Annotated in this window: 12 protein-coding genes; all 12 read right to left on the bottom strand. The window is 46.3% G+C overall.

The genetic code is table 11. The annotated features are described in order from the left end of the window. Positions 1 to 43: 43 nt before the first annotated feature. The 12 genes from galB to KXQ82_RS04710 all read right to left on the bottom strand — a co-directional run bounded on the left by galB (position 44) and on the right by KXQ82_RS04710 (position 22,926). Entirely contained in the window at positions 44 to 2,440 is a 2,397-nt protein-coding gene (galB, locus tag KXQ82_RS04765; RefSeq protein WP_219487018.1) for a beta-galactosidase GalB, read from the bottom strand. A 121-nt stretch (positions 2,441 to 2,561) separates the two neighbouring features. Next, entirely contained in the window at positions 2,562 to 3,716 is a 1,155-nt protein-coding gene (locus KXQ82_RS04760) for a glycoside hydrolase family protein (RefSeq protein WP_255563438.1), read from the bottom strand. Between the two features lie 3 nt (positions 3,717 to 3,719). Beyond that, positions 3,720 to 6,473: a glycoside hydrolase family 78 protein gene (locus KXQ82_RS04755; RefSeq protein ID WP_219487017.1), complete on the bottom strand. Its 2,754-nt coding sequence runs from the start codon at positions 6,471 to 6,473 to the stop codon at positions 3,720 to 3,722. After that, complete coding sequence (locus tag KXQ82_RS04750; protein ID WP_219487016.1) at positions 6,470 to 7,714, bottom strand: glucuronyl esterase domain-containing protein; 1,245 nt, start codon at positions 7,712 to 7,714, stop codon at positions 6,470 to 6,472. Before KXQ82_RS04750 ends, KXQ82_RS04755 begins: the two co-directional genes overlap by 4 nt. Continuing rightward, complete coding sequence (locus tag KXQ82_RS04745; RefSeq protein ID WP_219487015.1) at positions 7,711 to 11,409, bottom strand: malectin domain-containing carbohydrate-binding protein; 3,699 nt, start codon at positions 11,407 to 11,409, stop codon at positions 7,711 to 7,713. The genes KXQ82_RS04750 and KXQ82_RS04745 overlap by 4 nt, the downstream gene beginning before the upstream one ends. 5 nt (positions 11,410 to 11,414) lie before the next feature. Then, positions 11,415 to 14,234: a glycoside hydrolase family 95 protein gene (locus KXQ82_RS04740; protein ID WP_219487014.1), complete on the bottom strand. Its 2,820-nt coding sequence runs from the start codon at positions 14,232 to 14,234 to the stop codon at positions 11,415 to 11,417. Between the two features lie 8 nt (positions 14,235 to 14,242). Then, entirely contained in the window at positions 14,243 to 17,014 is a 2,772-nt protein-coding gene (locus KXQ82_RS04735) for an alpha-d-galacturonidase (protein WP_219487013.1), read from the bottom strand. An 8-nt stretch (positions 17,015 to 17,022) separates the two neighbouring features. Continuing rightward, on the bottom strand, positions 17,023 to 18,603 hold the full coding sequence (locus KXQ82_RS04730; protein WP_219487012.1) for a sodium:solute symporter family protein: 1,581 nt from the start codon (positions 18,601 to 18,603) through the stop codon (positions 17,023 to 17,025). 4 nt (positions 18,604 to 18,607) lie between these two features. After that, positions 18,608 to 19,765, bottom strand: coding sequence for a four-carbon acid sugar kinase family protein (locus KXQ82_RS04725; protein WP_219487011.1), 1,158 nt, complete (start codon positions 19,763 to 19,765; stop codon positions 18,608 to 18,610). Continuing rightward, positions 19,765 to 20,817 (bottom strand): 4-hydroxythreonine-4-phosphate dehydrogenase PdxA, encoded by a 1,053-nt coding sequence (pdxA, locus tag KXQ82_RS04720; RefSeq protein WP_219487010.1) that lies wholly within the window; start codon positions 20,815 to 20,817, stop codon positions 19,765 to 19,767. Before pdxA ends, KXQ82_RS04725 begins: the two co-directional genes overlap by 1 nt. Next, complete coding sequence (locus KXQ82_RS04715) at positions 20,808 to 21,740, bottom strand: dihydrodipicolinate synthase family protein (RefSeq protein ID WP_219487009.1); 933 nt, start codon at positions 21,738 to 21,740, stop codon at positions 20,808 to 20,810. Before KXQ82_RS04715 ends, pdxA begins: the two co-directional genes overlap by 10 nt. Before the next feature lie 31 nt (positions 21,741 to 21,771). Further along, on the bottom strand, positions 21,772 to 22,926 hold the full coding sequence (locus tag KXQ82_RS04710) for an iron-containing alcohol dehydrogenase (RefSeq protein ID WP_219487008.1): 1,155 nt from the start codon (positions 22,924 to 22,926) through the stop codon (positions 21,772 to 21,774). Positions 22,927 to 22,931: the final 5 nt, after the last annotated feature.

Genomic DNA, 22,931 nt, shown 5'->3' with positions numbered 1-22,931 from the left:
ATATAGCACCTTCTCCAAACATTATACTATCTTACCATAAAGCTTATTTTGTTTTGATAATAATTGATTGTTTCTTTAAACCGATTGCATTCGCCTTAACAATTATGCTGCCTGCCTTGCCCTTACTTTGCACAATAGCCATGCACAAACCGTTGAATGCTTTGTGATGGCTTGCTTTGAACGATTCGAGGCTGGTTTGTAAACCATTATCTGCCGCGGCAAAGGTTCCGGCATCGCTTACTTCAAAGTTAATCAGGTTATCGGCATCGGGCACAATATTGCCCCGGGCATCTAACACACGTACGGTAATATACGCAACATCCTGCCCATCTGCCTTAAGTTGTCCCCTATCAGCAACAAGCTGTATCTGAGCAGCTGCCCCGGCGGTTTTCACTTCGGTTGTTAGTATGGTTTTACCGTTTAAACGGGATACCGCTTTAAGTATACCCGGCTCGTACTTTACTTTCCATGCTACGTGCAGATTATCACCTTGTTTACGCTTTACGCCTAATGATCTGCCGTTCAGGAATAGTTCCACCTCATCAGCCTGGCTGTAGTAAGCCCAAACATCAACTGTTTTACCGGCTTGCCAGTTCCAATGCGGCAGGATATGAAGCACAGGTTTATTAGTCCATTCGCTTTGGTACATATAATATACATCCTTAGGGAAACCCGCCAGATCGATAATGCCGAAGTACGAACTGCGCGCGGGCCATGGGTATGGCGTAGGCTCACCAAGGTAGTCAAAACCCGTCCAAACAAACATACCTGACAGGTAAGGGTGCTTTTTGATGATCTTCCAGGTAGTCTCGTGCGTGCTGCCCCAATACGCGGCCACGTTATCGTAAGCCGAAACGGTAAGGTCGGCATTGCCATCGGTAAACTTCGATTTGGAGTTATGCGGCCATTTTATCGTAGTGTCCGATACCGGGTCGTAATGCCCGCGTGTAGCTAATGCCGACATGGTTTCAGCAGCGATAAACTTTTCGCCGGGGTAATTCTTCGGAAAATCTGCATAAGCTTCCTCATGGTAGTTCAGCCCTACTACATCTAAAGCGTGACTTTGATAAATATTATTCTTCTCCGGCTTGTTTTCGCTCAGGGCGGATGTTACAGGGCGGGTTTTATCCAACGATTTCACAATTGCAACCAGTTCCTTCGCTATCCGGATGCCCGATGTATCAAACTGCTCGCGTATCTCGTTACCAATGCTCCACATAAAAACGGATGGGTGGTTGCGGTCACGTTTTATCTGATCTTCTAAATCGATTTTATGCCATGCTTTCCAATCGCGATAGTAATCAAACTTGTTCTTCTTTTTGGCCCACATATCGAAGGCTTCATCCATTACCAAAAAGCCCATTTTATCGCACAGGTCCAAAAACTCCGGCGCGGGTGGGTTATGCGAGGTGCGGATAGCATTGCAGCCCATCTCTTTCAGGATGCGCAGTTTATGGGCAATAGCGGCTGTATTTACGGCAGCGCCCAAAGCGCCCAGATCATGGTGCTCACAAACGCCCTGAATTTTGAGCGGTTTGCCGTTCAGGAAGAAACCTTTGGCTGCATCGAAGTTGAAGCTGCGAATACCGAAGGTAGTAGTATAAGTGTTGATTATTTTACCGTTCTCCACTATCTGACTTATAGCTTTATAAAGATTAGGTTTATCAACAGACCACAACTGAGGTTTAGATACTTTTAATTGGCTCACAATTGTGCAACCAACAGAATAGCCAACATCAGGTAATGAAGATATATCCGAGGCCACTCTATTTCCTTTACCATCTATAATTGTTGTTTTGAGATATAATCGCTTTTCAAAACTGTCTGTATCAATCGCAGTTTTCACCTCAACTACCGCCATATCGTTAGTGATTTTTGGGGTTGTAACTTGTATCCCCCATTGCTCTACATGATGGTGAGGTTTAGCAAGCACCAACCACACATTCCTATATATCCCCGATCCCGAGTACCACCGCGAATTAGGCTGCTCCGAGTTATCTACCTTTACAGCGATAACATTCGCCTTCCCGAAATTTGCATACGGAGTTAAATCATACCTAAACGAGATATAGCCATTTGGCCTTTTGCCTAAATAATGTCCGTTTATCCAAACCTCGCTATTTTTATAAACACCGTCAAAATCGATATAGGTGTTTTTGCCTTCTGATGCAGCAGGTAAGGTAAATATTTTGCGGTACCAGCCAATGCCCGTGGGCAACGCGCCTTCGTTGGTGGTTGATGTTGCTTTTTCATCAAAAGTGCCTTCAATGCTCCAATCATGTGGCAAAGTAAGTTGTCGCCATTTGGAATCATCGTATTTAGCATATCGCGCTAAGCTATCATCGCCCAAGATAAACTTCCATCCGTGGTTGAAGTTTTCGGATGGTTGGTGCGATTGGGCGATAGCTACCGAACAAACCCATAAGAACAAGATAGTCATGCCGAACTTGTTTCGGCACCCAATCAAAACGATTTGATAGCAGTTTCTCATTTGGATAGACTTATACTTAGCACGTGGGGTGCTGAAACAAGTTCAGCATGACCTTTTGTTTTCTCTATTATCATTGCCCTACTGATCTTGCTTTTTGTGGTGGCGGGGCTACAAAGTGCACGCTGCTTTGGCCCATATCTTTTGATGTAGCCACAGCTATACCACGCTGGTCGGCTTTGTTTACGGCACAATAAAAGTGGTAAACCACACCTTTGTATTTGATAACGTAAGATTTATGCGCGAACTGCCCATCGTACACTTCGCTTGTTTTGATAAGATCATCGCCCGTCCAGTCTGTCCAGTTCACCAGATCATAACTGGCAGCAAAGCGATTAAATGCCCCGCCTTTCTTTTTCCAGGTTGGGCCCTCTGTTGACCAGAATGCACCGAAGTAGAACATCACCCATACGTTGCCGATCTTTTCAATGTTCGGGTCGCCGGTAATGCCCGCGCCGTGGTTCAGCACAGGGTCTTTCAGTTTTCGCTCCCAATGCACCATATCATTAGATACAGCCATGCCTATGCGCTCGGCACCACGCTTTTTGTTCACGCTGTCGCCATTGGCATTGTAATACATCAGAAAAGGATAACCTGTTGTTTTGGCTTTATCCCATATCAAAGTTTCTTTATATAACGTGTGGTTATCCCACCAGCTCACGTTCGCGTCATTGGCCTTTAAAACCGGTTTGCCCAGTGTTTGCCATTTGTGCGGGGTTGATGGGTCTTTATCTGTAGATGCTACACTGATGGAGAGCATCCCTTTTTCATAGCCGGCATCGTGTCCGCCAAAGTAGGATAGCCAGTATTTGCCATCATACTTCTGCAACTCGTAGCTGCCGCCCCATTTGGTATCCTGCAGCCCTACATAACCTGCCCTTTGGTTATAATCCCAGCTTGCGGTATCTGCAGGGAACGACAGGATACGGCCCTGTGTTTTCCAGTTAAGCAGGTCGGCGCTTTTGGCTATCCAGGTTTCATAACCACGACCATTGAAGATGATATACGTCATGAACCAATTGTTACCTTTACGGAATACCGTTGGGCAATCTATCTTCTTGCTGTTATCTTCGGGCACTACCACCATGCCGTATTTGTATGGGGTTTTTACTTCCTCATAAATCTCTTTCATCTTAGCTTCGGGCACCGCCTTGCCCATCTGCGCAAAAGCGTTCCCGCAAAGCAACATCGCAAAAGCAAAAACAACTGTATATTTCAACTTATTCATATCCTATTTCTTTACCGCTCTAAATGTATAACTCCCCGAGCCTACAGCTATCATCACACCCTTATTGTTATAGTAAACCCCGCTAACCGGCTTATCATTCATGATTATTTTTGATGCAGCATCAACAGGTAAATAAACAGATGCCGTAGTATTTACCGGGATATTTACCGTCAGATCAAAAATCTTATCTTGTTTCTTCCAATCACTTGCTATCAAACCGTAAGCACTATTATAGTTAGCTTTCGCTGATGTAACATCGCCTACAGGTTGCGGCCTTATTTCAATGTGATTGTAAGCCACCGCACCTTCTGTTGGGCGGATACCTGCCAGGTCTTCGTAAAACCATTCCATAATATGCCCAAGCATAAAGTGATTGTTTGATACCGACGGCAGCGCCTGCCACGATTCGGTCAGTGCCGTAGCGCCCTTAGCCAACTGGTAACCATAACCCGGCACATCCGAGCGGTTGTTCATCTCAAATATCACATCCGAGTGGCCTTCCTGCTCTAATACCCGCAGTAAATAACGGTAACCTACATCGCCAGCAGTGAGGCTGTTGTTATGGGCACGCACATCCTTCACAATATTATCCACTACGGCGGCTTTATCTGCGGGGTCAACCAATCCCATGTACACCGCAATGGAGTTGGCTGTTTGGCTACCGGTGCCATATTGTTTAGTCGCCTTATCAAAAAACTTATCGTTGAATGCTTTACGTACTTCGACACCACGCTTCTCGAATGCCAAAGCTTCCGCTTGCTTACCCGCCATACGGGCAATTTTTGCCAGTATGCATAGGTCGTAATAATAATATGCAGTAGCGGTAATACCCTGCGGTGTTAATTGTGATACGCCGGGACGTTTTGGCCCAAGGTCATACCAATCGCCCAGGCCTTGCGTTAAGATATGGTTGTTCGATTTCTTTTCCAGGTAATCTACATAACGCTTCATCATATCATAGCTATCAAACAAAACCTGCTTATCGCCATACCATTGGTACACGTACCAAGGTAACATAATGGCGGTGCTGCCCCACTCCGGCGAATCGCGGAAACCGCCATCAAAAACGGTAAACTCGGGTGCAATTTCGGGTATCAGGCCATCTTCTGTTTGCGATAGCTTCATATCGTTGATCACCTTTTTGAACATGGTCTCTAAATCATAATTGTATTGCAGCGAGTTACCCACCAAATTATCCTGCTCTAACCAGCCCAACCTTTCGCGGTGCGGGCAATCGGTAAGCACACTCACCATATTGCTTTTTATCGACCAATCTATCAGCGTATTGGTTTTATTGAACAACTCATTTGAGCACCAAAAACTGCCAACCTGCGCTGCCGCGTTGCGGGTGTGCAAACCTTTTAACGCTATTACCTGCGGTTTACCGTTAGCATTAGCTTCTCCTTGCGGAATAGCGCCATCAACCTGTACGTACCTGAACCCGTAATAGGTAAAACGTGGCTGCCAGGTTTCGGCACCATCTCCTTTTAACACATAAGTGTAATAGTGCGATTTGCCGGTGGCGTTCTGGTTAGCCAGCCCATCCGCAGTTAATAGCTCGGCAGGGGTAATTTTAACGGTATCGCCCCGTTTCCCCTTTACGGTGATCTGCGGTATGCCGGATGCATTTTGACCAAGATCATAAACCCAAACGCCCGGCTTGGGTTGTGTTACTTTCTTTGGTTCAAAAACATCAAATATTTTTAAGGGTTCGGTTGTTTGCGGGTTCAGTTGCGGCGGACCGTCAACCACTAAGGCATTTTTCCAACCTTTATCATCAAATTCCGGTTTATCCCAACCAGCTTGCTCTTTGGTGGCATCATAATCCTCGCCGCCATACATTGCCGAAAAGGTAATTGGCCCTGCAGTGGTTTTCCAAGAAGTATTACTCACCATATTTTCTGATGTGCCATCAGCATACTCAATACGCAGGCAGCATTTCATTTTTGGATAGCCATAGGCCACAGTCAATTTTCGGTACCTGCCCGATGGCGTAAAATACATGCCATTACCCAGGCTTACACCAATGGCATTTTCGCCATGCTTCAACAAATTTGTCAGATCAAAACTGGTGTACAGGGCTTCTTTTTGATAGTTTACCCATCCGGCATCCAAAAAATGGTCGCCTACCTTTTGTCCGTTCAGGTTCATTTCAAAATGGCCCAGGCCGGAGATAAACATGGTGGCATTTTTAACGGGCCTGTTTATCGCGAAGTTTTTGCGGAGGATGGGTAAAATATCTAACCCGGGAGAACGCTTTTTCTCTCCTTTTTCGGTTAAATGCGGCAATATCTTCACCGAATCGGGCATGACTTCGTAGCCTATCCACGCAGCATTTTTCCAATCGGCAACGGTTAATAAGCCCATTTGCCATTTGCCGATGGCGCTCCATTGCGACGCGTGCTTTTGGTTATCCCAAACCATTACGCGCCAATAATAAGTTTTGGCAGCTTGCAATGACTTACCGGTATAAGCTACATTTATAGATGCGCCCAAATTTACCTTTTGCGAATCCCAAACATTACCCGTGCCTTTTTGTAACACCGAAGCATCATCAGCAACTAAAACGCGATAGGCCGATTGCATAACATTATGCCCGTCGCTGTTTAAATTCCAGCTCAATACAGGGTGAGCAGTTACAATGCCATCAGCATCTTTTCGGCTATTGCAACGCAGGTTGCTTACGCTTAAACTTTGCGCGAAAGTACTTATCGCGATCAGCAGCAACATATTCAGCAAAAGGTATTTTCTCATCATTTCTTTAAATATTTATCAGCAAAGTTGAGGTATTGTATCCAATCGTAATCCTTAACATCATGGCCGCCCGGGCGAATGTGATAGGCTATGCGGCCCACAGCAGGCGTATTTAACGCGGGCCAGCTATCAGTTGGCAAACTGTAATTACTATTGTACAATTTATAAACAGGCTCGGCGTTTTTTGCTCCCCAAAACTCCCCTTCGGGGTTGGAATTACTATCACCCTGCGCACTGGCTACATAAACGGGGCGCGGCGCTATCATGCTGATAACCATGTGCTGATCGAAGGACAGGATGGAATCCTGATCCATATACTTTTTAAAGTTGCCGCAAAACCAATGCGGAAACTTGGTGCACAACCTGCGGATGCCCTCCCCCGCTGTATAATGGAACAGCTTTGCCCCACCCGCGCCCGATTCGTTACTGATCACTAATTTAAAACGCTCATCGGTAACACCAGCCCAAAGCGCGGCTTTACCTAATCGCGAAAAGCCAAACACAGCCACATGCTTACTATCAATGGCTTTATCTGTTTCCAAATAATCCAATATACGGCTCAACCCCCATGCCCAGGCACTCACCGTGCTAAAATTATCGCCACGGTTTTGTAGTTCGGGGTACAGCGAGCGTACGCCCAATGGTAAACCGCCTTCAAAATCAGGATCAATATCGCCGCGGTAAACGGTGGCAATAGCATAGCCTTTATCAATGATCATTTCCAAAGGCCATTGGCTGGCGTTAGTACCGCGCATAGCTTCGGTAGCGTGGTTATTTATAACGCCTTTAGTGCCTTTATCTTCCCAACTGGTGGTGATCTTTATGGCCGGATCAGCATTTACAGATTGGTTTCCATCGAAATTTAATCCTACTATGGCGGGTACTTTTCTTTTCACTTTATTAGGGATATACATCAGGATATCCATCTTTGGGCCGTCAACGTTTCCTGTAAAGTAAACTGTTACCTGCTTGCGGGTGGCTTTGCCGCCAAGCACATTCTTATTCTCATCAAATACTTTGAAAGCGATACCCGCAGGTTTGCCCGGCATTTGCCCATACATTTCCCGCTTAAAAAATGCTAAGAGTTCGGGTTTACGTTGTTTTTCCCATTGTTTGGCAGTAGTTACTTTTTTGCCGGTGCTCATGGTCAGCACATCGGGCAGGTTGGTTACTTTTTGCTGCGCGGAGGTATGATTGCTTAACCATAGCAAAAAGAATATTATATATATGGTTTTGTGCTTCATTGTACTTCCAATCCTGATATGCTTAAACCTTCCACATTCTCTGCCGAAAGGATAATTTTATAATTGCCTGCATTAATACTGGTACCCGTTGTTGTGGTTGCCGATTTCCATTTATCGGGCTGGTTAATGCCAAACTCCAGATCGGCCTCCCTCATTAACGTACCATCGGCTGCAAACAGTTTGAGTTTACCTCTTAGCTTTTTACCTGTCGGGTTAAAATAGCGGATGCGTAATTCGTGGCTTTCGCCGACACCAGTAGTGATGCCCCATTCTATTGAAGCCGCTGTTGCGGACTTGAATGTGACACCTTTTTTGCCTCCGACTTCTTCTTTGACAAATCCGTCACCGTTTAATTTCGCTACATCCCATTTGTAAGAAACGGTTGGTTTTAAGTCGGTAGCAGGTTCCATTTGATCAGGAAATTTGAACGCCACCACGTACTGCAAGTCGCCTTTATTTTCGCCTAACTCCAGTTTCATGTGAGGCACAACCTTTTTGTAAATTGGCATTTTGTAGCCTACCTTATAGTCATTCTCAAGATACAAGCCGGTGACTTCGTAATCTTTAAGCCAATTGGGCCTTTGTTCCTGACTGACACTCATGGCTATATAAACATTCACTCCTTCTCCCTTAAGCTTTATCTCGGTTATACCATTGTAAGGCTTATTCTCCGTTTTCAGCCACTCTGCGCCGTAAAGCACAGGCGGCAACTTACTGATTGTAATACCGGAACCTTTGTATTGCTGATCACCAATATCCAACCAATGTTGGTTCTCTGCCTCAAATTGCGGGTTGCTTACCGTGTGGCTTATTGAACTGACAAAATCAGATACAGAAACAAGCTGTACATTATTTGATAATACCTGCTTTTTTAATGAGCTTATCGCGATTGCAGATATCAGCGCCTCACCCGAAGAAACATTTGGGAAAGATACGGTGAGCATCCCTCCTTTAACCGTTGCCGATATTGTTTTCTTAAGGGCTACGTTATAACCTGCTTCTTTAAAAATATCCAAATCTTTTATCTTCACCTCGTCATTAACCGCAACATCAAACAGCCTCCAGCCTGTGCAATCCATCCCGCCGCCGGCTCCATACCATGGTTCGGTAAAAAACAAATCGATATTGTATGTGCCGTCGGGCACTTCAAATTGAAATTTCAACTTATCCATTCCATAACGGAACGTTTGAAACAACTTACTGTTGTTTGTTCCGCTGATGTGATCAAAAGTACGTTGCTGACTTGCAAATTGACCGGATAAACCTTTAAACTCATCGCCCCAACTCCGTGTGTCCATGTCGGCACTCCAGGTATTGCCATAGGTATCTTTGTATGCGCCGCCGCCGCAATTGAAGCGATATAAATAGGTATAGTCCGCTGTTGGTTTCAAAACATCAGTAAGCGATGCTTCCGATGCTTTCAAATGTGGCGCTGGCGGCAAATGATTGAGCACAACCTTATCCTTCGCGACGGCCTTTCCATTTACATAGCCAACCGCGTATAACACGTTGTATTTTATTTCGGCTCCATCCCATTGAAAATGCGTACCTATCGAGCCACGCTTTTTACGCCCAAGCGAAACGTGATCAACATCGTTAAAAAGTTCCACCTCATCGCAATTGGAATATACCGAAATGCTATCTTTTTTACCTGGTGTTAACCAGCGGCCGGGCCATGTGTGCGACAAGATATAAACCATCGGCCCGGTTTTATTGGGGGCGTAATTTGCGCGGTACATATAAAATGCATCCGTAGGTTGCCCCCAAATGGTTAGCAGGCCCTTGTAATTAACCGGGCCTACCTTATCAAGATCGCGTAACGCTTCGCCACTTTGTGTACGGCCCGGGTTCTCGTGCGAGTACAAAAGCCATTGAAAATGCCCCGCGGCCTGGTCTTTAACCGATTCGGCCAGGCGTACTTTGGTTTCCATTAATTGTGCAAAACGATCTTCGCTCAAAGGCCCACTATGCTGAAAAGGCCCTTCGGTATGTAAACCTTGGGTACGCCATGCGCCGTACTCCCCTATCAATACCTGTTTCTTTATATCGGCAGCGTAAGTTTGCGGGTCGCCGCCGTAGGTGCCGGTCCAGTTTTGGGGCACGTCCCAATCGGTGCCGGTGCCACCATTGCAGGTGGTTATTTTGCGTTGTGATGATGCCGTTGGGTCGAGCTTACGGATGATCTCCGAACACTCTTTGGCGAAAGCTTCGGGCAGTTTACTCTCATTCTGCAATCCCCATAAAATGTTCGACGGGTTGTTGCGGCGTTCTTTTACCCAATCGGTTAACAGCACCTTGAAGTTTTCGCGAAATGCAGGGGAATCGTACCAGATATGGGCAGTAAATTGCGGCCACCATAAGATACCCAACTTATCCCAATAGTTTTGATAAGCCAAGTTATGTGGCTGGTGGGCATCGCGGAAAGCGTTGAAACCCGTGGCCTTCACCTGCATTACGCGGGTGTGTATCTCAGCATCGGTAAAGGCGTGGCTATTACCCATTTTGTGCTCGTACTCGGCAATGCCATTGATAAATACGGGTTTCCCATTCAACAAAAACTGTTTATTATTACCTGCTCTGCCGATGGGCCAGCTTATCCAGCGGATGCCGTAAGGGGTTATTTCACGGTCGGTTATTTTACCGTTCTCTTTGATCTCGGTAACTAATTTGTACAAGTATGGATGTTCCAATGACCATAAATGCGTCTCCCTTATACTTACGGTTTGCGGGATGGTTATATCCGCACCCGGAGCAACAACCTGATTTGTTTGTGTTTGCTTTATAGTTTTGCCCGAAGCGTCGAACAAGGTATTTAGTATGCTGATGTTTTTAGGAAGTGGAGAATAATTTTTAACCTCGGTTTGCATTTGCAAGGTTGCCGACTTTTCAGATACTGTCGTATCGTTCCAAACATGCACACCAAAAGGTTGTATACGGATAGGATTGGTTACGATGACATGAACCGGCCTGAATATCCCCATCGGTTGCGAGCCTTCCGAAAAACCAACCTCATCAGAGCAGCCACCGCAAACCCATGGCAGGTCTTGTATCGAAGCGGGATGATCGGCACGAACGGCTAATAAATTTTGTTGGTTGGGTTTGATGGCATCGGTAACATCCAATGTAAAGGTAGTGCGACCGCCTGCATGGTAACCTACCTTTTTGCCATTCAGCCAGACGGTAGCGTAAGAACCTACGCCCTCAAAAAACAGGAACACGCGTTTTCCGGATGTAACCTGACTGACTTTGAAATTGGTGCGGTACCAGGCGTAGCCGTGCCTGTTGCCATGTTTTAGGCGGCGGTAACCTTCGTACTGATCCCAGTTGTGGGGGATGGTAACGGATTTCCAGTTTGTTGGCTTGAACGCGGACTGTTCGAAGCCGTTGTAGGCGTTACTATTTTTGTCATCGGCTGTGGAGAGCCAGTTGTTTTTTAGGAGAATGTCGGTGCGAACAGGAATTTTTGAAGCAGACTCCCCTCTTGAGAGGGGGTGCGTAAGAAGGTGCGTTGGCGGGGGTGTGTTAAGTGATTTGCCTGTCGCTCGCAAAGGACACACCCCTACACCCCTCTCGAGAGGGGAATCGCTCTTGGCCCATGCTTTTTTTACTGCATTTCCCGGCAAGGAAAAAAACACACCTACCACCAGCAATATACTTGCTGCTAATGGTTTGCATATATTCCCTTTTCCCCGCATGGTAATTATATCGCTTTCAGGTTAGCATCAAAATGGTATACTTTGCCTTTTATGGTTTTGAAGTTTTGGACCAGGCCGTTGTATTTAATGGTGCAAGTATTGCCCGTTTTGGATATTACATCCAATGATGTCAACTTACCGTCTTTCCAAACCAGATTCAACACGAAACCGCCGCGGGTACAGATGCCTTTTAATTCGCCGTTTGGTAAGGCTGTTGGTAATGCGGGTAACAATTCGATATAGCCGGCCTGGCTTTGAACCAGCATTTCGGCAATGCCCGCCGCGCCGCCAAAGTTACCGTCTATCTGGAATGGCGGGTGGGCATCGAACAGGTTATGGTAAACGCCGCCGCGTTCTTTGGCTGAGCCGTTTTCGGCAACGGAAAGTAGTTTATTCACTAACAGCATGGCATGATCACCATGTTTAAAGCGCGCCATCAGGTTTACTTTCCAGGCCAGGCTCCAGCCGGTGCCATCATCGCCACGGTATTGAAAACTCTTTTCAGCAGCGTGCATCATGGTTGGCGTACCGTCCCATGTAATATCCGTGCCCGGGAAAACGCCCCACAGGTGCGAAACGTGGCGGTGGGTATCGGCGGTATCATCCTTATCTTCCATCCACTCCTGTAGCTGGCCGTATTTGCCAATCTGATTGGGGGCTATCTGTTTATATTTTTCTTCAAGAACTTTTCTAAATGCTTCATCAATATGCAATACCTGCGATGCCGCGATACAGTTTTTAAACAGGTCGCGGATAATTTGACGATCCATTGTAGGCCCGGCAACCAAACCACCGTGCTCGGGCGAGTTGGATGGGGTGCTGATGAGATAACCTGTTTTAGGATCTTTCACCAAAGTGCTCACAAAAAACTCAGCCGCGCCTTTCATTTCGGGGTAAGCCTTTTGCAGGAAGGCTTTATCCTGCGTGAACAGGTAATGCTCCCATAAATGGCGACAAAGCCATGCCCCGCCTGTTTGCCAGATGCCATGGTTCGAGGCATTGATAGGCGCAGTACCTAACCAGATATCGGTATTATGGTGCAGTACCCAACCCGGTGCATTATAGTGTATTTTTGCGGTTGCCTTACCTGCCTGCGATAATTGGCTAATCATGCTGAATAAGGGTTTATTCAAATCGGTCAGGTTCAATTGCTCTGCAGACCAATAGTTCATCTGCAGGTTGATGTTGGTGGTGTACTTGCTGCCCCATGGCGGCGTAATCTGATCGTTCCAGATGCCTTGCAGGTTGGCGGGTAATTGACTGTCGGGACGGGAACAGGAGATGAGCAGGTAACGCGCGTATTGCATGTACAGCGACAGCAGGCTGGGGTCGTCAGTCGGATTGTATAGCCTGATGCGCTCATCGGTCGGCAGGCTTTCGTTTTTGCCTGAGCCCAAATCGACGTTGAATTTATTGAAGTAACGCTGGTAATCGGCGATGTGCGCTTTTGCAATTTGCGTGTAGGTTTTTGTTTTAATGTTTTGAAGGCGTTGCTTGCAGATGGCATCGGGATCGCCGGAAACATCTTTGTAGTTTTTGAAATTGGTAGCGGCTACAAGATATAACGTTGCTTCGTCGGCATCAGCAATATGCAACCGCCCTTTAGCTACACTTACTTTGCCGTTTTTCACATCGGCATACAAATAGGCTGTCCCTTTTAAAGCGCCGCCGCTCACCTGCACCGTTAACCTGATCGTATTTCCGTCAACCTGTTTTATAGCAGACATTTTATGCAGCGATGCGAATAAAGCATCGAAGTTGATCTGCCCGGCCTTGTCTGCTTTCAGGTGTATCGCGATGGCTTTATCGGACGAGCTCGAAATATACTCTCGTGTAAAATTCACGCCGTTTTGCGTGTAGCTTACATTGGCAACAGCGGTTTTTACATCGAGTGAGCGTTTGTAATTGCTTACCTCGCCTTTATTGGCGAAGTTTAAAAACAGGTCGCCGAAAGGTTGATAAGATGCTTCGTAAGATGGGAAGACGGGCGGGTTGGTATCCTGTATCCAATATTTCCAGCCATGTGCAAGACTGATCGGCACGTTTTTATCGCTGATCAACTGTATTAAGTTCAGTTCCTTAGGGTTACTGGTAAAGCCCCCCTTGTCATTAAAATTAAAAACCTGTACAGCAATGGTATTTAAGCCCGCATGCATTTGCGAAGCTGGTATGATGTATTTGCGATAAGTGGTACCGCTTGTCTCGCCGACTTTCTTTCCATTTACGTAGGTAATATCTGCATCACGAATACGGCCAAGATTCAAAACAACGTCGCCTGTCCAGTTGGCAGGCTTATCAAAAGTAGTCCTGAACCAAACCGCGCCGTCTACACCATCAAAACCGTCTGTCTTTTCCCAGCCTTGTTCGGTGGGTAAGTTGATGGCCTTCCAATTGGCGTCATTAAATTTTTCTTCAGCGGGAGTTTTTATTAAAAGCATCTTCTTAACCCATGCGAGTGAATCCGCACTGTAGGTCAGTTCATGGTCTTTAGTTCCCAAAAAATATTTACCCGCTAAAACTTCGGCCTCGGCTTGTTTGCCGTCAAATAGGAGTTGACGTATTTTGGGGAGGTAGTTTGCCGCGCCGTCGCGCTGGTATTTGCGGGGGCTGCCTGTCCACAGGGTTTGCTCATTGAATTGGATATGGTCGCTGGCTGCGCCGCCGTATATCATGGCGCCGAGGCTGCCATTGCCAATGGGTAGGGCGTCCGTCCATTTTTCGGCGGGTTTATCGTACCATAATTTTAACGGTTTTTGCTGCGCCTGCGCGGATATGAACGTCCCCGAAAGGAAAACCGCCAAACATATAGCCGATAATTTTTTCATAGTTTAATTTATTGAAACAGCGCGTCAATTTTTTTATTTGCTCCACCTTTATGCATCGCGGCATCGTAAACCGGGATAGTGGCATTACCATCAACAAAGCCTAATACCAGGCATTCGCCTTTAGCCAAAGTTAGGGTATGTGTACCCGCCGCGAAAGAATAGGCGTGGATGTTAACCGGTGGCATATCAGCAAATACAATGGCGTTGCCAATTTTTATTTCGGCCTGGTTATAATCGTTGGCGCTGGCATCGTTCTCCAGAGTTGGTTCGGGCGAATAGTTTTTGCCTTTTTCTTTAAAGAAACCCACCAAGAGCTTTACCGGTTTATCAGTAGTGAATTTAAGCGTGGTACCTTTAGCTATTTGTTCCTTTTGGGATAAGCGGACGCCTTGCAGGTTTTTCAAAACATCATCGTAAACACTAGTTTTTAGCGTCGTATCGCTGTAAACTGATTCACCTTTCGGGAATGAATATATGCCTTCAGTTTTTGAATGCCAAGTAACGTTTACCGGATTTAACGGCGGATTTTTATCTACCGACGGTTCGCCTTGGTGTTGTTTTAACGAATCGACATTGTGGGTAAATGTTTTTAGTTCAGCTTCGTATTTCGGTAGCAGTTCCACCCAGGTTTTCATCTTACCATCGTTACCGCCAATGGGTATTTTACGTTGTGATGTTTGCATGCTGTTGGCATACAGGTAAGTGTTTTTGGTGAGATCGGACAGTTTTTGGAAGTGTGTTACGCTGCTTTTAAGATATGGGATAGCCGCCTGCAGATCGGCGATATTGTTGGAGTATTTGTATTTCAATACCAGCAAAGCCGCATTGGCTTTATCAGCATAAAAATCTGCCAGTTCATTGTAGCAGTACATATCATTCTTTAAACGGGTGAACTCAGCTTTGTCGGCTTTTATGGCAGGGCTTGCAGCCTCTATAGCTGCAACAGCCGCTTTGCCGTGGGCTATTACATCATTTATCACGTTTACCGGGGTTTCGCCAATGTGTGGCTGGTGCTTCCATTCGCGCTTGGCATATTCGGAGAGCATCTCCCCTTCCGGCCCTTCGGAGTTGTACAACAGCGTGAACAAGCCATACCTTTCGGGGTTAACCAACTGACTCATAAACATACCCAGCGTTAAGGTTTGGCGGTTACCATCGGTAATACCAAACCGGCGTAATAACTTGGGCGCTATTTCGCCGCTTTGCTCGTAGGCTTCTAAAATATCGGCGCCGTGTTTGGTGTCGGTACCGTACTTTTCAGCCAGTTGTTTATCCCAATAGGTTTTTTCCTGCTCGCGGTCGCGGTGACAGTTCCAGGAGTAGCGCGCCCATTCTTTGTACCAGATCCAGTCGCGGTCGGTTTGCAGCAGACGGTTTGTACCGGCATTATCGGCAGAGTACGGCCAATCCCAATAAGAGGCCTGCGGGTAAATGTGCAGTCCATTAGATCCGTAAACATTGTGCATGGCAAGTACGCATTTCTGTATAAAATCAGCAGAGCCATAGCGAAAGGGCTCCAGGTTAGCCATGATATGGATGTTCTCTATCTGCACGCTGCCTAAGTGGCTCAGTGTGCGGTGCAGATCAGCCCAGGGGCCGTGTGGGGTATAGGTGGTTAGTGCTTCGCCATTGTACTTGGCTTCGGTGTACAGGTTTTTGTAAAGCGGCAGGGCGTATTTCATCACCATGGGCGCGTCGGTGTCGTGGGCACGGAGCACGATTGGCGGTTCATCGGTTTTGCCTAAAGCTTTCAAACCATCCTTAACGCCGGGGATTATGGTTTTGGTAAACCAATCCACATCATCCTGACCAACGCCCTCCATAGCCTCTCCAAGGCAGACCATGAGGCCAACGTTGGGGTACTTCTCTACGAAAGCAGCGATAGACTTGCGGGTATAATCCGAAATTAGTGGAATAATAGGGCGGTTACGATCCTGTGTTTTGATATGGTTATATTCGGCGAAGGGTTTTGATACCATGATGTTGTAAAACATCTGTATCACCCAGATACCGCGCTTGTCGGCTTCCTCGGTGAGGAACCGGTAGATCTCTTCGTTCTTTTTAAAAGTGGCATCGTCAACCTCTATAGCGTAAGGGTACTCCTTCAGCTTTACCAGCGAAGCGAATGGGTGGCCGTTCCACAGGTAAAGGGAGTTCATGCGGTTCTCCACCATTTGGTCAAGGTACTTTATCCAAAGCTGCTTATCGTAAAACCAAGGGAAAGTAGCTTCGGTGTATGGGTACTCATACACCCCGCGACCAGGCAGATAAGTCGACTTTTGCAAACCGATACATGCGCCGCGCAGTACCATTTCGGGGTGATCGGAAACGTTGATGGTTTCGGGTAATTTACCGGTGGCTTTAATTTGATCAGCAAGTTCGATACAGCCGTATAATGCCCCTGAATTATCAAGGCCCTGGACAATGATATTTTTTTGCGACGAAGTGCTGATGAAAAAGCCTTCTTTTACAAAAGCGATCTTTTTCATCGGCATGTGCCAGGCGGAAATGGCTTTGATGAGTAAGGCATCCCCGGTTATACCAATTACAATAACTTTTCCGGACGTGGGTGTAGTATTTTGATGTGATGTATTGACTTTATAGCCAATTGAAGTTAAGGCCGTTGTTAATTTTTTCGCACCAAAATCAACACGCACATTGGCTTTTAGCGGCGTAACAACGGTAATTATTTGTTGTGGTGCAGCCGTATTTGCAAAACCATTAAAAAAACAAAACAGCCCTGCAATAATCAATTGTATTTTAACCGACGCCTTCATCATATCTTTTGTTATCCGTTTCTAACTTCTGTTTCCTTAACGGGATTCCTGCGTTTTTCCAGCCATCCGCTGTAAAGCAGGTTTTTGTTGAGGTTTGGTTTCGGGAAGAATAAACTTGCCACATATCCTACACCAATAACAATTAAATGGCTGTATACGCCCAGCATGTACTTATGCTGTTTAAAACCCCAAACCCCCATATCAATTAACACGTGCTTATCTTTACCTAAACCTATTTTAGTTGAGGATAAGAAAGCATAGGCCGTAAACAACACACAGGCCATGATGCCAATGAACAGGCCTTGCTTGTTTGCCCTCGCGCTGAATAATCCCAGCAGGAATATACCCGCGATGCCGCCTGAAAAGATGGAATACAGGGTAAATACAATACCCAAAACACCTTCATCGCCTGCTAACAGGTATAACGACGCGATACCAACGGCACCTAAACCACCAAAAACCACGATCCAGCGGCCGGCATTCAGGTTTTGCAGATCGGTGCGGCCGGGGCGTAAGCGTTTGTAAAAATCAACCACGCCTACGGCGGCAAGGCAGTTAAGATCGGAGCCTAAACTTGATATGGCTGCTGAAATTAATGCCGCCAGGATCAACCCTACTACACCTTGCGGCAAGTTAGTCATGATAAAATACGGGAACACCGCATCCGGACGTGTGCCTGCAGGTAATGGGTTTTGTGTATAGAAAACGAATAACGCGGTGCCGATGAACATAAACATAATCCATAAAGGAACAGTTAACGCTACACCCATAATGGATGCTTTAATGGCTTTTTTATCGCTATCGGCAGTTAAATAGCGCTGCACCATGGTTTGATCGGTACCGTATTTTTGAATGGCGTAAAACACGCCGTTGATAGCCATAACGATAAACGTGAGCTTTTTGAAATTGAAATCGTATGGGCCAAAACCGGTATGGCCGTTGGATTGGGCAATATGCCATATCTCGGCAGGGCCGCCTTTTACCGAGCAAAGAATCAATATTAACGATACCACGCCGCCCGCGATCAATAAAAAACCCTGAACCACATCGGCCCAGATAACAGCCTCGATACCGCCTACAAGTGTGATCACAATAACCACGATGGCGATGATCCAGATGATGAGGAAGGTGTTAACGCCTGTCATGTTAGATAACGCTAACGCGAGCAGGAAGAAAACAGTCCCCATTTTGGAGAAGTGCGTGAGTACAAAGGCTATAGAGCTATACATGCGCGCGAATACACCAAAACGCTTTTCAAAGTATTCATAAGCGCTGATGCCGATAACCCTGCGGTAGAGCGGTACAATAAACCAGGCCATAAAAAGCAGTACAACCGGCACCATTAAGCCTTGCACCAGTAAGATCCAGTTTGATGAAAAGCCCTCGCCGGGGTACGCCAAAAAGGTAACACTGCTGATGAGTGTTGCCATTAAGCTCATGCTGATGGCCCACGGCGGTATACTCCCTTTTGATACAAAATATTTTTGCGTGCTGTTTTGCCCCTTACCAAACCAGAGGCCTATGCTAAGTGATGTTATCAGCGCGGCGACGATAATAACGTAATCAATAATATGTAGAGTTTGGGTTTGCATCGGGTTAGTATAATGTATGTTGTTTTAAGGTTTCGGGCCAGGTATAGCTGCCGGGTTTTATGGTTATGTACAGATCAGAATCACTAGCTTTCATCCTTACTACGCCGGGCGATAATTCTTCGGCAGGGTAAAGTTTTGAAATACCTAAATGCTTCAGCACTGCCGAAGCGGTTGAACCGCCTTCTATCAGCAATTCATTAATAGGGGTTTGTTTAAAAACCATACTGACGATGATAGCAGTTTTATCTCTAAGCAAAGCTGCCTGGTTTGTTATGCCCACGGTATCCGCAGGATTAATGGCTATAATGGCTTTGCCAAATGTAGTGATATAGCCTGCAATTTCAAGGCACCAATCGAGGTATCTTTTGGCGTTGTAGGTTTCTGCCTGCGCTATGTCGGCGGGCATATAACTAACGGGCTGTCCGTCAAGTTTTAGCTGTTGTATGGCATCGGCACTTTTGTTGAACGCTGTACCCGATACAATGAGCACAGGCGTTTGAAATTGGCGTGGTTTTGTTGTTTGCTTAACCGAAAAAGCTGTTTTATCTAACAAAGCACTAAAAAAACCTGATGCCCCGGCCAAGGCCATATCGTTACCCGCTAATGCAGCCCAGGTTTGCAGGTCATCCGAGTTGGCGGCATCCCCTACTATAATCCCCTCGCCCGGCACAGTATCCGTATGCTTTCGCGAATGGATATTTACACCCTTATCAGAAAGTAAGGCTGTTACCGATGATGTTTTGGCAGGAAATTCAGGGTCGTTGGCAAATGCAGTTTGGTGCAATGGTTCGCCGCTTATCAAGTATTCGCCATCAACAACAGTTCTGCCTAAATGCGGGTTCGCGGGGATGAAAAACGCACGTTTTACGTTTAGCTTTTGCATTTGGACATGCAGTTCTTCGGCAACGTAACCACGCAAAACAGAATCTGTTTTTTTATATACCAGCGTTGGGTAAAGCTTGATCACATCATCCATTACCTTACCTGTTTCCAGGATGGCGTCGGATTTCGACATGGAACGCGTATCTGTTGATATTACCAGCAGATCGGCTTTTGATTGCCGGTTAACGTGCGTGTTCAGCTCCACATCCAGGTTGTAACGGATGCCGATGCCGCCTATTTCTGCAGCACCCGTTAAATCATCCGCAACAACCACCATCATTATATGGCAACAGTTTTAGCAACAGACTGGTGTTTATGTAACTGCACGGCAGATTGGATAGCCAGCGTCATGGCATCGCAACTGGCAATACCTTTACCTGCTATTTCAAAGGCTGTACCATGATCAACCGAGGTACGGATGATGGGCAGGCCCATGGTAATATTTACACCTTTAACACTATCCATTTGCCCTTTTTCGGCATTCCATTTAAAGCCCGCAAGCTTGAACGGGATATGTCCCTGATCATGATACATGGCTACCACGCCGCCGTAATAACCTGTCGCGGCTTTGGCAAACATGGTATCGGGGGGCACCGGGCCTTCTACATCATAACCCCGGCGGCGTGCTTCTTCGACAGCGGGCAATATTTCCAGGTCATCTTCGGTACCAAACAGGCCCGAATCACCAGCGTGCGGATTAAGGCCCGCGATGCCAATTTTCAGGTTGGTTTCGCCCAGGCTGATCATGCCGTTATGCAATAGTTCGGTTACTTCGAGTATACGGTCGGTTTTTACGAGGTCGCAGGCCTGGCGCAAGGATACGTGGGTTGATACGTGGATCACCTTGATATGGTCTTCCACCAATAACATGGCGTATTTTTTTGTGCCGGTATAATGCGCGTATATTTCGGTATGCCCGGCATAATGGTGCCCGGCTTCGTTTATCGATTTTTTGTTGATGGGGCCCGTTACGGTAGCATCCACCTCTCCTGCCAAAGCCAATTCAATTACTTTTTTAACAGATTGAAAAGCAGCTTCGCCGCAGTTGGCAGATATCTCACCAAACTTAAGTTGTGATACATCGGTATTAGCCAGATCGAATACATCTATGGTTCCGTATTCAAATTTGGCCTGGCTTACCGCTGATATTTTGTTTATCGCGATATCGATGTTGAGTATATTCCTGATCTGTTCGAACACATCAAAATCGCCAACCAGTAAGGGCTGGCAGATATCATATAAAGTTTTATCTAATAACGATTTCAGCGCGATCTCGGGGCCAATACTTGCCGGGTCGCCCATGGTAATGGCAATAATAGGTTTTAATCGCATATATCAATTTTTACTTCGAGGCCTTCGCTCTTCATTAATTCGTATAAACCTTTTGCCAGGTTTGCTTCTTCTTCGGCAGATTGCGGGCGCAACGGCGGCATTACATGCGATTGGCAGATGCCCGAATTGAACATCAGCACTTTTAACGCCCATAACGATTCGCCCAATAAACGGCCCGATTGGTATAATTTACCTACCAGGTCTGATTTGCGCTGCAGTGCATTTACCGCTTCAACATTGTTGAGTTTGGCGGCCTGCGCCATATCATTATAGATACCCGGGAAAAGGTTACCCGAGCTTGGTATCAAACCATCGCTGCCGTTTAACAAGGCTAGGGCCGAGCGTGCCGCCCATCCTAAAAAGTAGCTAAAATCTTCGCGCTCTTTCCATAGTTCGATCGAGTCGCGCACACGGTCCTCATTTTGTTCGGAGTCTTTTACACCAACAATATTGGGGTGTTGGCTCAACTCATTAATCAAATTTAAGGGTAATGACATGTGCGTTGTTGCCGGGATATTGTAAACAATAAGCGGCCCGCCGCATTTATCGGCCAATTGCTCAAAGTAGGTTTTTATCTGCGATTCTGATAGTTTATAGTAGTACGGCAAATGCGCCGCTACGGCATCGGCACCGTTATCAAAAGCATACTTAGCCAATGCTACCGATTCTTCGAAACGGTTTGAGGCAATGCCTACGTATACCTGGTCGGTACCCTGCTTTAGTTCGCCCGCCAGTTTGATATAATCGCGTTTCAGGTCGTTAGGTAACGAAGCCGATTCGCCCGTAGTGCCCAATATGAATGGCTTTACCTCATTTGCCCTAAAGTTGGTAAACATGTTTTTTACCCCGGCCTTATCCAACTCAAACCTTTCGGTGAGTGGTGTTATGGTTGGGATAATTATACCACTATACTTCTTTTTCATCCAATATATTTCAATGTGTGTATTATTCAGTTTAATAGGCCGCGTTAAATATTTCAACCGCGTCGGCATACGTTACCTCGCGGGGGTTATTCTTTAACAGCCTGGTAATTTTCATCGCGTTTTCGGCCATTTCGGGTATTGCAGATGATGGTATCTGCACATCCCTTAGCCGCGCGGGTATGCCGCATTGTTCGATCAGTTGTTTTACTTTTTCGATACCGGCCTTCGCGGTAAGCAGGTCATCGGCCCGGCGATCGCAGCCTAAAGCAATGGCTACTTCAGCATACTTTTGTGGCGATGAAGTGTAATTATACTCCATCACGTAAGGCAATAATAACGCGTTTGACAAGCCATGCGCCAGGTTAAAACTGCTACCCAAAGGATAGGAAAGCGCGTGCACCGCGGCTGTATTTACCGGGCCAAGGCAAAAGCCGCCCAGTAAACTGCCCATGGCAACCTGTGTGCGGGCATGCTCATTATTACCATTTTTTACTACCTGTACAATGTTGGCGCCTATTAAGCGTACACCTTCAATGGCGTACATATCCATTAATGGGTGGGCAAATTTATTGGTGTAAGCCTCAATGCAATGGATCAAAGCATCTAAACCTGTAGCTGCAGTTATTGCCCCGGGGACGCTCATGGTTAATATCGGGTCAACGTAAACAATATCGGGTACTAAAAACGGACTGATGATCCCTTTTTTCTGATGGTCGGCATCATCAACCAAAATGGCATTTGGCGATACCTCGCTGCCTGTACCCGCTGTTGCAGGCGCGCAAATGAGTGTAGTGCTACGGCCCTTTAACATGCCGATGCCTACGATCTCGCTTAGCGCTTGTGTATTATTCAGTTGGGCAGCCACCAGTTTGGCTACGTCTAACACGCTGCCTCCCCCAATACCTATCACAGCATCGGGCTCGGCTTGCGTGGCAATGGCCATGAGTTGCTCAAAATCCTTAAATGTAGGTTCCTGCTCAACACTTGTATCAATATGTACTTTAATACCTTTGCTTTCGATATCACCAATTAACGATGTTAGCTGTAACAGCAATGGTTTTATGGTAACGATAAAAACGTTTTTGCTGCCTAAACGCAACAGGTCATCCGATAACGCTGCAATGCACCCGTTGCCAAATGTTAGTTTGCCGGGGAAGTGAATGGTTATATTTTGCAGGTTACTCATTTATT

Source organism: Mucilaginibacter rivuli (genome assembly GCF_019391655.1).
GTDB classification, from domain to species: Bacteria; Bacteroidota; Bacteroidia; order Sphingobacteriales; family Sphingobacteriaceae; genus Mucilaginibacter; species Mucilaginibacter rivuli.
The sequence above is the reverse complement of the archived record's forward strand: the minus strand, read 5'-3'. Positions and strand labels throughout refer to the sequence as shown.

Coding starts and splice junctions, on each gene's coding strand:
- KXQ82_RS04715 (WP_219487009.1), bottom strand. CDS start 21,740: ATGAAAAAGAAGTATAGTGGTATAATTATCCCAACCATAACACCACTC.
- KXQ82_RS04755 (WP_219487017.1), bottom strand. CDS start 6,473: ATGATGAGAAAATACCTTTTGCTGAATATGTTGCTGCTGATCGCGATA.
- galB (WP_219487018.1), bottom strand. CDS start 2,440: ATGACTATCTTGTTCTTATGGGTTTGTTCGGTAGCTATCGCCCAATCG.
- KXQ82_RS04745 (WP_219487015.1), bottom strand. CDS start 11,409: ATGCGGGGAAAAGGGAATATATGCAAACCATTAGCAGCAAGTATATTG.
- KXQ82_RS04750 (WP_219487016.1), bottom strand. CDS start 7,714: ATGAAGCACAAAACCATATATATAATATTCTTTTTGCTATGGTTAAGC.
- pdxA (WP_219487010.1), bottom strand. CDS start 20,817: ATGCGATTAAAACCTATTATTGCCATTACCATGGGCGACCCGGCAAGT.
- KXQ82_RS04760 (WP_255563438.1), bottom strand. CDS start 3,716: ATGAATAAGTTGAAATATACAGTTGTTTTTGCTTTTGCGATGTTGCTT.
- KXQ82_RS04730 (WP_219487012.1), bottom strand. CDS start 18,603: ATGCAAACCCAAACTCTACATATTATTGATTACGTTATTATCGTCGCC.
- KXQ82_RS04725 (WP_219487011.1), bottom strand. CDS start 19,765: ATGATGGTGGTTGTTGCGGATGATTTAACGGGTGCTGCAGAAATAGGC.
- KXQ82_RS04710 (WP_219487008.1), bottom strand. CDS start 22,926: ATGAGTAACCTGCAAAATATAACCATTCACTTCCCCGGCAAACTAACA.
- KXQ82_RS04735 (WP_219487013.1), bottom strand. CDS start 17,014: ATGATGAAGGCGTCGGTTAAAATACAATTGATTATTGCAGGGCTGTTT.
- KXQ82_RS04740 (WP_219487014.1), bottom strand. CDS start 14,234: ATGAAAAAATTATCGGCTATATGTTTGGCGGTTTTCCTTTCGGGGACG.